Source organism: Lactobacillus sp. ESL0237, assembly GCF_003692985.1.
Lineage (GTDB): Bacteria > Bacillota > Bacilli > Lactobacillales > Lactobacillaceae > Lactobacillus > Lactobacillus bombicola.
The window spans coordinates 1-11,205 of the sequence record NZ_REHE01000011.1 but is presented as its reverse complement, the minus strand read 5'-3'; the positions used below and the strand labels follow the sequence as shown (position 1 = coordinate 11,205).

The 11,205-nt window shown below is 36.7% G+C and carries 22 protein-coding genes; 17 read left to right on the top strand and 5 right to left on the bottom strand.

All coding sequences use genetic code 11. From position 1 onward, the window contains the following. From F5ESL0237_RS07610 to F5ESL0237_RS07595, 4 genes are all read right to left on the bottom strand, one after another. Positions 1 to 254: hypothetical protein (locus F5ESL0237_RS07610; protein ID WP_199688787.1), on the bottom strand; the 254-nt coding region annotated here is incomplete at its 3' end. Between the two features lie 65 nt (positions 255 to 319). Further along, positions 320 to 1,204 carry a hypothetical protein gene (locus F5ESL0237_RS07605; protein WP_122025231.1) on the bottom strand — a complete coding sequence of 295 codons (885 nt, stop codon included), beginning with the start codon at positions 1,202 to 1,204 and terminating at the stop codon, positions 320 to 322. Positions 1,205 to 1,230: 26 nt separating this feature from the next. Then, positions 1,231 to 2,016, bottom strand: coding sequence for a hypothetical protein (locus tag F5ESL0237_RS07600; RefSeq protein WP_122025230.1), 786 nt, complete (start codon positions 2,014 to 2,016; stop codon positions 1,231 to 1,233). A gap of 248 nt (positions 2,017 to 2,264) precedes the next feature. Continuing rightward, entirely contained in the window at positions 2,265 to 2,660 is a 396-nt protein-coding gene (locus F5ESL0237_RS07595; RefSeq protein WP_122025229.1) for a helix-turn-helix domain-containing protein, read from the bottom strand. Positions 2,661 to 2,804: 144 nt separating this feature from the next. Here F5ESL0237_RS07595 and F5ESL0237_RS07590 point away from each other — a divergent pair, with 144 nt between their 5' ends. After that, entirely contained in the window at positions 2,805 to 3,005 is a 201-nt protein-coding gene (locus F5ESL0237_RS07590) for a helix-turn-helix transcriptional regulator (protein WP_122025228.1), read from the top strand. Between the two features lie 35 nt (positions 3,006 to 3,040). Next, a complete protein-coding gene (locus F5ESL0237_RS07585) occupies positions 3,041 to 3,820 on the top strand; it encodes a phage antirepressor (protein WP_122025227.1) in 780 nt (259 codons plus the stop codon). Here F5ESL0237_RS07585 and F5ESL0237_RS07580 read toward each other — a convergent pair. Beyond that, positions 3,771 to 4,079 carry a hypothetical protein gene (locus F5ESL0237_RS07580; protein ID WP_122025226.1) on the bottom strand — a complete coding sequence of 103 codons (309 nt, stop codon included), beginning with the start codon at positions 4,077 to 4,079 and terminating at the stop codon, positions 3,771 to 3,773. The two genes, F5ESL0237_RS07585 and F5ESL0237_RS07580, sit on opposite strands and share 50 nt — an antisense overlap. Positions 4,080 to 4,347: 268 nt before the next feature. Between F5ESL0237_RS07580 and F5ESL0237_RS07575 the strand changes: the two genes are divergently transcribed. From F5ESL0237_RS07575 to F5ESL0237_RS07515, 15 genes are all read left to right on the top strand, one after another. Then, complete coding sequence (locus F5ESL0237_RS07575) at positions 4,348 to 4,551, top strand: helix-turn-helix transcriptional regulator (RefSeq protein ID WP_122025225.1); 204 nt, start codon at positions 4,348 to 4,350, stop codon at positions 4,549 to 4,551. After that, positions 4,541 to 4,816 carry a helix-turn-helix domain-containing protein gene (locus tag F5ESL0237_RS07570; RefSeq protein WP_122025224.1) on the top strand — a complete coding sequence of 92 codons (276 nt, stop codon included), beginning with the start codon at positions 4,541 to 4,543 and terminating at the stop codon, positions 4,814 to 4,816. Before F5ESL0237_RS07575 ends, F5ESL0237_RS07570 begins: the two co-directional genes overlap by 11 nt. A gap of 226 nt (positions 4,817 to 5,042) precedes the next feature. Continuing rightward, complete coding sequence (locus tag F5ESL0237_RS07565; RefSeq protein WP_122025223.1) at positions 5,043 to 5,396, top strand: hypothetical protein; 354 nt, start codon at positions 5,043 to 5,045, stop codon at positions 5,394 to 5,396. Positions 5,397 to 5,405: 9 nt separating this feature from the next. Next, on the top strand, positions 5,406 to 6,311 hold the full coding sequence (locus F5ESL0237_RS07560) for a DUF1351 domain-containing protein (protein ID WP_122025222.1): 906 nt from the start codon (positions 5,406 to 5,408) through the stop codon (positions 6,309 to 6,311). Then, positions 6,308 to 6,976: a DUF1071 domain-containing protein gene (locus tag F5ESL0237_RS07555; RefSeq protein ID WP_233552004.1), complete on the top strand. Its 669-nt coding sequence runs from the start codon at positions 6,308 to 6,310 to the stop codon at positions 6,974 to 6,976. The genes F5ESL0237_RS07560 and F5ESL0237_RS07555 overlap by 4 nt, the downstream gene beginning before the upstream one ends. A gap of 4 nt (positions 6,977 to 6,980) precedes the next feature. After that, positions 6,981 to 7,787, top strand: coding sequence for a conserved phage C-terminal domain-containing protein (locus F5ESL0237_RS07550; protein ID WP_122025220.1), 807 nt, complete (start codon positions 6,981 to 6,983; stop codon positions 7,785 to 7,787). Between the two features lie 186 nt (positions 7,788 to 7,973). Continuing rightward, positions 7,974 to 8,606, top strand: coding sequence for a DnaA ATPase domain-containing protein (locus tag F5ESL0237_RS07545; RefSeq protein ID WP_158593166.1), 633 nt, complete (start codon positions 7,974 to 7,976; stop codon positions 8,604 to 8,606). Next, complete coding sequence (locus F5ESL0237_RS07540; RefSeq protein ID WP_147441018.1) at positions 8,560 to 8,781, top strand: hypothetical protein; 222 nt, start codon at positions 8,560 to 8,562, stop codon at positions 8,779 to 8,781. The genes F5ESL0237_RS07545 and F5ESL0237_RS07540 overlap by 47 nt, the downstream gene beginning before the upstream one ends. 2 nt (positions 8,782 to 8,783) lie before the next feature. After that, positions 8,784 to 9,536 (top strand): DNA methyltransferase, encoded by a 753-nt coding sequence (locus F5ESL0237_RS07535; protein ID WP_233552001.1) that lies wholly within the window; start codon positions 8,784 to 8,786, stop codon positions 9,534 to 9,536. Positions 9,537 to 9,549: 13 nt separating this feature from the next. Beyond that, the gene (locus F5ESL0237_RS08590; RefSeq protein ID WP_255409392.1) at positions 9,550 to 9,684 is read left to right on the top strand and encodes a hypothetical protein; all 135 of its coding nucleotides are present in this window, start codon (positions 9,550 to 9,552) and stop codon (positions 9,682 to 9,684) included. Continuing rightward, positions 9,674 to 9,832, top strand: a complete 159-nt coding sequence (locus F5ESL0237_RS08410) for a hypothetical protein (RefSeq protein ID WP_158592451.1) — start codon at positions 9,674 to 9,676, stop codon at positions 9,830 to 9,832. Before F5ESL0237_RS08590 ends, F5ESL0237_RS08410 begins: the two co-directional genes overlap by 11 nt. 3 nt (positions 9,833 to 9,835) lie before the next feature. Next, a complete protein-coding gene (locus tag F5ESL0237_RS07530) occupies positions 9,836 to 10,048 on the top strand; it encodes a hypothetical protein (RefSeq protein ID WP_122025217.1) in 213 nt (70 codons plus the stop codon). A gap of 6 nt (positions 10,049 to 10,054) precedes the next feature. Then, positions 10,055 to 10,267 carry a hypothetical protein gene (locus tag F5ESL0237_RS07525; protein ID WP_122025216.1) on the top strand — a complete coding sequence of 71 codons (213 nt, stop codon included), beginning with the start codon at positions 10,055 to 10,057 and terminating at the stop codon, positions 10,265 to 10,267. Continuing rightward, on the top strand, positions 10,260 to 10,730 hold the full coding sequence (ssb, locus tag F5ESL0237_RS07520; RefSeq protein ID WP_122025215.1) for a single-stranded DNA-binding protein: 471 nt from the start codon (positions 10,260 to 10,262) through the stop codon (positions 10,728 to 10,730). The genes F5ESL0237_RS07525 and ssb overlap by 8 nt, the downstream gene beginning before the upstream one ends. A 9-nt stretch (positions 10,731 to 10,739) precedes the next feature. After that, positions 10,740 to 11,205, top strand: a 466-nt coding sequence (locus F5ESL0237_RS07515) for a RusA family crossover junction endodeoxyribonuclease (protein WP_147441016.1), incomplete at its 3' end; no start/stop codon positions are given.

Genomic DNA, 11,205 nt, shown 5'->3' with positions numbered 1-11,205 from the left:
GGTTTACGGTGATGATGATTAGCGGGGGCAACTTTTCTTTTAACAGCTTGTAATTTTTCAGGATTATCAATTAATTCTTTCATTTCAGTGACAGTTTGAGTATCTATAAATTTATTTATTCGTCTTCTATTAGCACAACCATAAAAATTACCTTTGTAAAAACAATCACAGCAAATAACACCATCTTTTACAGATATCTTACTGTCCCAAAAGCCAAGTTGTTTACCACAAATACCACATTTCTTTTTTGCCATGATTAACTCCTTTTTATATTTAAGTTTATCCCTACGTATATAGTAGCTTTTTATTCATCATAAGTTTAAATGAAATCATCATTTAAAATTCGTTGAAGATATATATTGAACTTCGCAGCATCTGAAAACCCTGTTAGCAAAATTCGTTTGCCAGATTGACGAAAAAGTTCAACTCCATCGCTATAAGGTGTAATGCTTACTATTCCTGATAAAACTAGTGTTTTAGTTCCTTCGTTATTAACTAAAAAAATTCGCTTATTAGTGAGATATAAGGCACCGTTAAAAATAGGGGTGACTTCACTATACTTTTCAGTTCTAGCTGAAACTGAACCTAAACGGTAATTCAATCCTTTTGCAATGTGAATAGTTGCAGTAGGACCACCATAATTAATACGTCTAGAGCGAACACGATCTTCACTCCAAGTAATATTTTCATCTACTGATAAATAACAAAATTCGTTTTTTCGCAAAATTAAGCCATTAACTTTGCAAGCATACTGTGTTAAATCCTCATTTTGCCAAATTACTATATTACGTTGACGTGCTTCTTCAGCCTTTTGCTGTTGGATTCTTAATTCTTCAGCTTTTTTCTCTTTTTCAAGACGTTTTTGTTCTATTTTTTCTTTGATTTTATTAAAAAATCCATCTTTAGCCTTTTGTTGTTCTGATTGTTGGGTATTGGTATTTGAATTTGTAGTAATTTTGTCCGCTTTTGGTTTATCCTTTGCAAGAACAGTATAGTCAGTTTTAGTAATTGCTTTAGCATGGTTAAGCTGTTCTTTGCTTATACTATTTATATTTCCCATAATAAGCAATACAATACATGCACAAATTATAAGCTTTTCCAAAATATTTGTTGAAGTATCAAATAATACATACCAGCATGAAAAAATTAATAGCCATACCCAAAATTTTTTATACCATGGTTTCATTGTTTTTGTACTTTTCATTTTTAATTTTTTGTAACTTAGTTATTCTAGTTATCACCATTAATTCTGCATTGTGTGTAGCCTTGTGCTTTAGCTTCTGCAAGAGTCAGTTTGGTAATGTTATTAGCCTTTTTTAAACCGCGACAGTTTGGGTTAACATGATATCTTTTGCCCTGTTCAGGAGCTACAAATACATATCCTTCTTGTCTTTCATATCCCGTGACATTACCATTTCCGCTATTTTGCTTGGTTGTGATTTGCTGAGTATTATTGTTGCTTAAATCTGAATGTGCGTCTTTCTTATTTGCGGATTGATGATGTTTAGCCTTTGTTGTTTTATGATTTGCTACTAAAGTTGTTGTTTTAGGGCTTTTAGATTGTTTGTTATTTTTGACTTTTTTCGTCTTGGCTTTGACTTTTTCTTTATGATTTACTTTTTTCGTCTTAGTTCTGGTACTTTCTTTATGATTTACTTTTTGTACTTTGGCAGAATGTGCAGATTGAGTACTGCTATTAGTGGACATAAAATTACTACCGACAGGTAAAAGAATTAATCCAATAATAAGTGCAATTATTGACTTTCCTATTTTCTTTTTTTTAATTAAGGAAAAAATACTTCCAATTATTGCAACAATACCAGCGAGAATTAAGAAGGCTCCTAAGCCCAAAATTTGCTTACCTAGAATAAATACTAAAACTAGAATAATTGCTGTTTTACCCCAAGTCTTTTTGTACCAAGGTAAAGTATTTGTATTATTATCTGTTTTTTTATTCTCGTTTGATGGTGGTATATTAGTACCGCTTCCATTACCGTTGTTATCTTTCTTACTCATGTTTTAAGCCTCCTAAAGTATGATAAAATTATATATGGAAATAGCTATAATTTTAGGCATATTGTCCAATCAACCTTGAAGATTCAACTTTCAACCCGAGTCTTGAAGGTTTTTATTTTGCTTAAATTTTGGAGTTTTGCTTGATGAGCAGTTTAAAGTAGCTAATCAGGTAGTCGGGGACAGATCCTGTAAGAGGGATGCCTAAATCTTTCCAGGTTAGTTTGTAAAATACTGATATTGTAGAATTATCAGAGAATTTTTTTTCCTTTTTCAGTCCCTTGCTTTTTTTGAAGATAGTCCTTCATAAGAGAAGCCATGTTTCCCACGGAATTTCTAAACTTTTCTTCTTCATCATTTGTCATATCATATGATAATTTTTTTAAAAATAAGAGAAAATCCAAATCTTGCTTATTAAAATCAGAATTTATATTTTTTGTTCTTTCTTCATTTGATACACCAGCAAGATAATCAAATGAAACATTTAAAATTTTAGATAGTTTTTTTAAAGTTTCAATTGAAGGTTCGTTTCTTCCTAGTTCCCAACCAGAAACAGTGGTTGACTTTACATTTAGTAGATCTGCCAGTTCTTTTTGTGTATATCGTTTATTTAATCTTGCGTCTTTAATACGCTTAGAAATACTCATAGTTTACTCCTTTTTATTAGCAATTATACGGCTAGTATACAAAAAATATACAAAAAAACTAGTTAATTAGTTAAAATGTGTTGAAAATATATTATTCGTGTATTATACTTATCGTGTAGTAAATGAAAGAAAGAAGTTGAGATAATGAAGTTTACAATTAAGCAAGCACGTCAATATAGTGGGTTGACCCAAAAAGAAGCAGCTAGAAAATTAGGAGTTGCATTACCTACTTATAGAGATTATGAATGGGGTAAAACCGATATGAGAATGACTCTAGCAAAGAAATTTTCAGTGATGGTCAATATACCATTCAATCAAATTATTTTTTGCTCATTTTATAGTTAATACGTGTAGTTAAATGCGAGAAAGAAGGAAACAACATGCAAGAATTAAAAACATTTGAATTTGAAAATCATCAAGTAAGAACGCTGACAATTGATGATGAACCATATTTTGTAGGTAAAGATGTAGCAGAAATTTTAGGTTACAAAAAGGCACGAAATGCTTTGTCGCAACATGTTGATGATGAAGATAAAAAGGACGCCCCGATTCAGGGCCCCCTTGGCGGAAGACAAGCAACAGTAGTTATCACCGAATCTGGACTTTACAGCTTAATCATGAGTAGCAAGTTGCCAACTGCCAAGAAGTTCAAGCATTGGGTAACAAGCTCCGTGCTGCCGACAATCCGCAAGCACGGAGCTTATATGACTGACCAAAAGATAGAAGAAGTCTTAACTGACCCAGATACGATTATCCAGCTGGCCACTCAGCTAAAAGAGGAGCGTGAAGCACGCTTGATTGCTGAACAACAAGTTAATGAATTAAAGCCCAAGGCAACGTATTATGATCGCATCTTAGCAAATCCTGCGTTGGTAACTATTACTGTGATTGCCAAGGATTATGGCATGAGTGGTGCAGCGATGAATAAAAAGTTGCACCAGCTAGGTGTGCAGTACAGGCAAGGCAATATTTGGCTACTTTATTCAAAATATCAAAAGCTAGGTTGGACACAGTCAGAGACTCATATGATTGAGCGCAATGATGGTACAGAAAAAGCAGTCGTTAACACTAAGTGGACGCAAAAGGGACGCTTGGGACTGTACGAGCTGCTTAAGCAAAACGATGTATTGCCACTGATTGAAAAAGATGAAGTGGCTTAACGGCAATAAAAAAGCCATTCAATGATGGCTTAATCGAATTACCTACTGTATTCTTTGAAGAATTTTCTACAGATTCATGCATTGATTCTAAATTGCTAATAGCAACATTTTCGCGTGATTTTCTCGTAGAATCATCTCCTTCATTTTCTTCAACAACTACACCGAAACCAGCAATATTGTCATTTAATTCATCAAATATACCAAATCCTGCGATATTGTCATTTAATTCGTTAGAGAATACAGCATTCTTAGGAAGCAATTTGTTACCGTTAAGGCTTTTTATCCTTAACTTCTACTAGTTTTCTAGTAGTTCAGCATATATGTTCAACTCGTGTGAGTTGCCGAGCGCTCGTGGGACGTAGTCCTATGCGTTGCACCTTCAATTAAGCTTGGCTCAGGGTTGCCATATCAGTGACTTAGGCTTTCCCTGAATTCACCCGGTTCAAATGATATATCACTATATCAAGGGGCAATTCGTAGTAATTTTATCACTATACGTGAATATAAACAATGAAGAGGAACACGCTATGTGGGAAATAATTCAAAAAATAATGGATAAAAAGAAGATAAGCATTTACAAGTTATCCAAGTTAACAGGACTGCCTTGGAGCACCATTAAAAACTATAAAAATGGTTCAGAAATGTCATTTACCAATGCATGTAAGATTGCTGATGCATTAGAAATCAGCTTAGACGATTTAAGAGGGAGGAGGGAAAAAGATGCAACTTGAGTTTCCTGAAGAAGCCGTTGATGAGCTGGCTGAAAGAGTAGCCAATTTAGCTCTCATAAAAATAAAAGAAAGGTTGCCTGAAAATAATGGTTGGGTAAATCAGACCAACGCCAGAAAATTTATTGGAGTGTCAAAGGGGACTTTTTCTAAGTGGGAAAAAGAAGGGAAAATACCATTTAGCAATTTTGAAGGCATTAAGCGTTATTCGAAAAAAGATTTAGATGAAGTTTTGAGGAAGTATAAAAATGTTAGAAAGGTTGATTGAAAAATGGACAGAATTTTTAAACACATACATGGACTTCGGGAGCAACGGCGAGCCGCCGCTATCGAAGAAAGGCGCAATCGTGTTCTTCTTGCTAATAGTAATTGTTACGGTACTACCGCTGATTTGTTTAGCAAGCAGCCCCGAACCGTTTTAGACACAAAAAAAGTCCGACAGCAATCGGACTCAATAACTAAATTAAAAATGATTATATAGGAGATTATAACATATGGAAGTTAAAACTGGCAAAAAATTATCGAAAACTATTTATCAAATTAATCAAGATGAAGAAATGCGTAGCTTGGCAAAAGATGATCCAGATGCAATTTTGCTTTATGACAAGACTGAATCGATAATCAACACAGATTATGTCAACGATATTGACTATGCATATGATGATGCTGCAGATTACTTAAGAAGCAGGCTTAAAGCCAATGGTGGCTCGATTGACAAGTTAGCTGATGAACTAGGGTATAGAAGAAAATACGATTTTATCGATGACTTAATGATGGGCTTAGATAACATGACTGATGTCCTAGTTGATTGCTACAACGGCGTAAAACTTAGCGATTTGTTTGAGTGAGGTTTTTATATGGATAAAGAATTAATAGCTTTGGATAACCAAGAATACGACATTGCTTATAGCACTGCTAAGATTGATTTTCGTGAATATCAATCACTAAAAAGCAAAGTTGAGCAAATTAATGATGAGTTTAGTCACTACGAAGTAACTCCTTACAACATGAAGTCGGCTAAAGCTACTAAGGCACAGCTAAATAAGCTTAAAAAGGCTTTAAATGACCGAAAAATAAGTATAGTCAACACAATTGATCAACCAGTTAATCAATTTAAAGAACAAATTAAAGGGTTGACAGACAGCATTAGTCAAACATCAACACGTATTGGTGATCAGATTAAAGCGTACGAAGACCATGCAAAGCAACAAAAAGCAATGGCACTCAGATGTGATATTGAGAAGCGATGCCAAGAGGCAGGAGGTGACCCTGAACAAATTGTCGAAAATCCTAAGTGGTTTAACAAGACCGCATCATATGCGGTTTTTGAAACCGAAGTGCAAGCTCAAATAGATAGTTTGGTTAAAGATAAAGAGCAATTGGCTGAAAGCATTAAGGTGGTAACTGCTAGAGCCAAAGAATTGTGCTTACCTTATCAGCACTGGACTGAACTGCTTGAAAATACCAGTCTGAGTAGTGTTTTAAGTCAAATGAACGATTACGCTGCAGACATTAAAGCTGAAGCTGAACGCAATGAAAAAGCCAGAAAGGCCGAACAAGCTCAGATAGTCAACATGAATGGTAAGGCAGTCAATAAAGAGACTGGAGAAGTTACAGGAGAGTTTCGGACTATCACATTAACTTCTGATAAATCAGAGTGGAAGTTAACCGGAACTAATAAGCAATTCAAGACTATGTGGGCAAATATTAAGAGCGCTGGAATCAAATGCGAATGTATTGCTACTAATCGGAGGGATGCATGATGACTGAAAGTAAAAAGAGTGTCTTTGATACTCTATCCGCAATCGATGTTAAGCCCTACTTAGACAAAAAGGGCAGACTAGATTATCTCAGTTGGGCGAATGCATGGAAATTAGTTAAGCGAGCATACCCAGATGCAAACTACAAAATTATAGAATTTCCTGAATACATTCCAACTAAAGAGGGCTGGGTGGCTACTGGTAGAAATGTTGATTATCGACAAACGGCTGCCGGATATGAAGTTGAAGCAGTTGTGACCATTGAGGGACAAGAGTATAGCTCGAAACTGTTCGTCATGGATTACCGCAATAAAGCCTTATCCCAAGCAACCTATTTTGAAATTAATAAGACTCAACAGCGGGCATTGGTTAAAGCATTAGCAATTGCGGGATTAGGCTTAAGTGTCTATGCAGGGGAGGATTTGCCTGAGGAGAAGAGCAATGAGCAAGCATCTAAACCACGACCAGTAAGGCAATCGTCAGCAAAACCAAGCCAGCAAAGCACAAACAGTTGGGAAAACTACACGGTTGACTATAATGGCCAAAACGTACTGATGAGTTTAGTTGTCAAGCATGCGATGGAAGGTAATCAGAATGCCCAGAATTTTGCCAATACCTTAAAAGGCAAAGATTTGGAAGCATTCCAAAAACTCTCTGGAGGGAAGTAATCAGATGAAAGCAACTTGGCTATATAGTAAGTATCCCATTGTTATTGATACTGAACTTGCTACTGTAATTGGTGTTAATGAAGCAATAGTAGCGCAGAAGCTTAACTATTGGTTGCATTCAAAATCAGCTAAACAGATTAATGGTAGAAGATGGATTTACAACACTTATGACAATTGGAAAAAGGACAGTTTCCCATTCTTTTCTAAAGCAACTATAAGAAGAACATTGACTAAGCTTGAAGAACAAGGAATTGTTATTACTGGCAATTTTAATAAAGCAGGATTCGATAAAACTAAATGGTATTCAATCGATGAAGAAAAGTTAGACGAATTGATGAGCAGACGAGGTGCTCAAAATGAGCAGACGAGGTGCTCAGAAAGAGCAGACGGGAGTGCTCAAAATGAGCAGACCAATACCATAGACTACACAAGTACTACTCCATATAAAGATATATATAGTTCCGCCAAGGCAGAACCAGCTATCTACAAAGAAGTGATTGACTATCTTAACGAAAAGGCAGTCACTAAGTACAAATCTACGTCTAAGGCTACACAGCGACTAATCAATGCACGAGTTAATGATGGCTTTGATATCCCAGATTTTAAGAAAGTAATTGATGCTAAATGTGCGCAATGGCGTGGAGATAAGAAAATGGCTAAGTATCTACGTCCAGAAACATTGTTTGGGACTAAGTTTGAGGGGTATCTCAACGAAAAAACGCCGAATGTACCCCAACACGCTGATTTTGCTCCAGATGCATTTACTAACGGTGAGATTGAGGGCGTGAATGAGGATGAACTGCCATTTTAGAAAGGAGCAACTATGCCTGGAATAACAAAAGAGACGGTCAATATGATTGAGTACCGTCGCAGAAAATCAAGTCAAACATGCCCTAAGCATCCAGACACTCATCTGGTCTATCTCAGTGGTGTTGACAAAATTGCGCCATTTTGCGAAGTGTGCACACACGAAAAAATACAAGCGCAAGACCGCCAGATGCATGACAATTTAAAAGTACAGAAGGGTCGGGGATTTTTAAAGCGAGCATCACTAGTCGACCGTGAAGATGCTTTTAACTATAACTTTGACGACTTTATAACACAGCCTAATTCGAAAGAGGCAACAGCCAAGCATGATGCACGGTTGATCGCTGGTTATTACTTAAAATATTCCGATAAAAAGGGAAACAGCTTGTTCTATGGCAATGCGGGAGCGGGCAAAACACATTTGGCTATGGCGATTTTAAACGCTGTTAATGACAACGCAGAGCCGATGCAAAAGTGCTTATTTCTAAGCGTCAACAAATTGATTCGGGAGATGAAAAACTGGTTTAGCGATAAGACCTGCATCTGGTCGCCTAAACATGTGACTGATGTAGTTAAAGCAGCTGATTTGGTAGTTTTAGATGATCTAGGTGCAGAAAGCGCCAATAGTGAGGCTACCAGTTTTGTACAAGATACTATTTTCGATATTTATGAAAGCAATCAAAAAATTATTACGACCACCAATCTAAGTATGGATGAACTCTATCGAACATATCATGCCAGACTGGTCAGCAGAATGCAGGAAGGGGATAAGAGCCGTGTCATTGATTTTACAAAAATTGCCGATAAACGATCACGAATATAAGTGGACGTCTGACTGGGGCAGCATCTACTCAAAGATATGGCATGAACGAGCAGACCAGCAGTATGAATACGACTGTGAGCATGGTGTTGGCGCATTTCAAAGAAAAGAACAAGAAGAACTACAAAAGGCACATCAGTTTTTTGTGGATTTTGAAAAGAAGTATATGGGGGACTAGCAATGGTAAAAATGAAACTGTTTAATGACCATTTTCAAAACTACAAAAGATATCAGCTTCCTAAAGCACAACTAGTTATAGCAGACATACCCTACAATATCGCTAATGATGCTTATGCTAGTAGCCCCGAATGGTACAAAAATGGTGAAATCAAAAATGGCGAAAGTGATAAGGCTAACTCAGCATTTTTTAATACTGACGTAGATTTTAGGGTGGCTGAGTACATGCATTTTTGTTCAAAAATGTTGATCAAAGAGCCTAAGGCAACGAATAAAGCACCAGCTATGATTGTGTTTTGTGCATTTCAGCAGTTGGGGATGGTTATCGAGTATGGTAAAAAATATGGATTCCAGCACTACATTCCACTGATTTTTATCAAACAAACATCTGCACAAGTTTTAAAAGTAAATATGAAAATTGTTGGAGCTACTGAGTACGCTCTAGTCCTATATCGAGATAAACTGCCGAAATTTAACAACGATGGTCGTATGGTAAAAAATTGGTTCACATGGGACATTGATAGTAGCTATCCCAAAATAGCACCAACGCAGAAGCCAATACCAGTTTTGAGACGTTTAATTGAAATTTTTACCGACCCTGGAGATGTGGTGATTGATCCTGTAGCTGGGAGTGGGTCAACTTTAAGAGCAGCTATTGAGCTGAATCGTGACGCTTATGGATTTGAAATAGATAAAAAAATGTATCAAAAAGCTAATAAAAAAATGCTAAAGCATGCCGAAGTGCCACTTTTTTAAAGGAGGACTAGCAATGACTAAAGTTAAAAAACTATATCGCAAAAACAACGACGGAAAGTACGTGTTTCGAGGGCACGTGCCGGATACTTATCCGCTTGATGAAAACGAGAAATTTGCAGATATGAGGGTAGTTAAAAATGAAAAATAAAAAAACGACACAATCCGATAAAATTGGTACGTTTAAGATAGATGAAAGCGGAAATTTGGTTTGGAAAGATGCTACTTATGGACATACAGTTTTCACAACTCAACAGGTTGAAGCAATCAAATTTTTAATTAATAACGAATTGAGGTAACCAATGGAAGTAGTAAATGACATGTTGGTTTTTAAAGACTGGACCATTAACAAGTGGTGGGCAATACCACTCGATTATTTCTTCGGTGCTGAAGAAAAAGAAGGCAAGCTAGTGGTGTCATTCTTCATTGCTGACAATGGCTCATATGCTGAAGCAGTGGTTGACCAAGAAACGTACGACTTTGTTAATAAAACAATTAAAGAACAAGCGAGGTAATAAAAAATGGAAGTAACTAATGATTGGCAAAGTAAATTTGAAAAAAGGGCAAGTAATACGAAAACTTGGGGCGTATTTTTAGTGATTGCTGTAATTGCTTATTTCATATGGCAAAGCAAAATAGCATTATTTGCCACACTATGCTCAGCGTTTTTCTTTATCGAAAATATAGTAGTTGCTTACTATTCTTATAGAAAAAAGGAGAGCCAAAATGATTAATAGAACGGTATTAACTGGTCGCTTAACACGTGACCCCGAATTACGTACTACTGGGAGTGGAATCTCGGTTGCTACGTTTACTCTTGCTGTTGATCGTCAGTATACTAACGCTCAAGGTGAGAGAGGAGCAGACTTTATCAGTTGTGTCATTTGGCGCAAGGCTGCAGAAAACTTCTGTAACTTTACGTCAAAAGGGTCACTTGTTGGTATTGATGGCCGAATTCAAACTAGATCATACGATGGCCAAAGTGGGCAGAAAGTGTATGTGACTGAAGTAGTCGTTGATAGCTTTTCATTGCTCGAATCTAAAAAGGATAGGCAAAATAGCGCAAATATGGGGAATGACGGCGGTTATAGTAGCAGTGGTGGCAATACAGGTAACAGCAATAATAGCGCCCCGCAAGACCCATTTAGCGGGCCAGGCGACACGATTGATATAACAGATGATGATTTACCGTTCTAGGAGGAGAGTATGGAACGTTGTTTGAAGTTTATCGTCCCTGGGGAACCTAAAAGTAAAGCAAGACCAAGATTTTCTAGGCAAAATGGTCATGTAATCACCTACACTCCAGATGATACTCACGATTATGAAAACCAAGTCCGTTATAGTGCTCAACTGGCCAGAAGAGCGCACAACATAAATAAGCCAATATCGCAGGATATGGCTATTTCAATCAAAGTATTTTTTGGAATACCTACATCATATTCAAAAAAGCGTAAGGCAAGGTGCTTAAGCGGGGAAGAGAGGCCAACTAAAAAGCCTGACAGCGACAATATCGCAAAGATTGTGTTAGATGGGTTAAATCCTAAGATGAAAGTTAATCACGCATTGCACAAGGCTGTGTGCCTAAGCGAAGGGCTATATAGAGACGATAAGCAAGTAGTCGATTTGACCGTTGAAAAATGGTACGGAGAAAAGCCACAAGTAGAAGTGACAG

What these genes read in the sequence shown, in the direction of transcription:
- F5ESL0237_RS07605 (WP_122025231.1), bottom strand. Translation starts at nt 1,204, where the DNA reads ATGAAAAGTACAAAAACAATGAAACCATGGTATAAAAAATTTTGGGTA.
- F5ESL0237_RS07525 (WP_122025216.1), top strand. Translation starts at nt 10,055, where the DNA reads ATGGAAGTAACTAATGATTGGCAAAGTAAATTTGAAAAAAGGGCAAGT.
- F5ESL0237_RS07535 (WP_233552001.1), top strand. Translation starts at nt 8,784, where the DNA reads ATGGTAAAAATGAAACTGTTTAATGACCATTTTCAAAACTACAAAAGA.
- F5ESL0237_RS08590 (WP_255409392.1), top strand. Translation starts at nt 9,550, where the DNA reads ATGACTAAAGTTAAAAAACTATATCGCAAAAACAACGACGGAAAGTAC.
- F5ESL0237_RS07550 (WP_122025220.1), top strand. Translation starts at nt 6,981, where the DNA reads ATGAAAGCAACTTGGCTATATAGTAAGTATCCCATTGTTATTGATACT.
- F5ESL0237_RS07600 (WP_122025230.1), bottom strand. Translation starts at nt 2,016, where the DNA reads ATGAGTAAGAAAGATAACAACGGTAATGGAAGCGGTACTAATATACCA.
- F5ESL0237_RS07565 (WP_122025223.1), top strand. Translation starts at nt 5,043, where the DNA reads ATGGAAGTTAAAACTGGCAAAAAATTATCGAAAACTATTTATCAAATT.
- F5ESL0237_RS07585 (WP_122025227.1), top strand. Translation starts at nt 3,041, where the DNA reads ATGCAAGAATTAAAAACATTTGAATTTGAAAATCATCAAGTAAGAACG.
- F5ESL0237_RS07575 (WP_122025225.1), top strand. Translation starts at nt 4,348, where the DNA reads ATGTGGGAAATAATTCAAAAAATAATGGATAAAAAGAAGATAAGCATT.
- F5ESL0237_RS07545 (WP_158593166.1), top strand. Translation starts at nt 7,974, where the DNA reads ATGCATGACAATTTAAAAGTACAGAAGGGTCGGGGATTTTTAAAGCGA.
- ssb (WP_122025215.1), top strand. Translation starts at nt 10,260, where the DNA reads ATGATTAATAGAACGGTATTAACTGGTCGCTTAACACGTGACCCCGAA.
- F5ESL0237_RS07590 (WP_122025228.1), top strand. Translation starts at nt 2,805, where the DNA reads ATGAAGTTTACAATTAAGCAAGCACGTCAATATAGTGGGTTGACCCAA.
- F5ESL0237_RS07595 (WP_122025229.1), bottom strand. Translation starts at nt 2,660, where the DNA reads ATGAGTATTTCTAAGCGTATTAAAGACGCAAGATTAAATAAACGATAT.
- F5ESL0237_RS07570 (WP_122025224.1), top strand. Translation starts at nt 4,541, where the DNA reads ATGCAACTTGAGTTTCCTGAAGAAGCCGTTGATGAGCTGGCTGAAAGA.
- F5ESL0237_RS07530 (WP_122025217.1), top strand. Translation starts at nt 9,836, where the DNA reads ATGGAAGTAGTAAATGACATGTTGGTTTTTAAAGACTGGACCATTAAC.
- F5ESL0237_RS08410 (WP_158592451.1), top strand. Translation starts at nt 9,674, where the DNA reads ATGAAAAATAAAAAAACGACACAATCCGATAAAATTGGTACGTTTAAG.
- F5ESL0237_RS07560 (WP_122025222.1), top strand. Translation starts at nt 5,406, where the DNA reads ATGGATAAAGAATTAATAGCTTTGGATAACCAAGAATACGACATTGCT.
- F5ESL0237_RS07555 (WP_233552004.1), top strand. Translation starts at nt 6,308, where the DNA reads ATGATGACTGAAAGTAAAAAGAGTGTCTTTGATACTCTATCCGCAATC.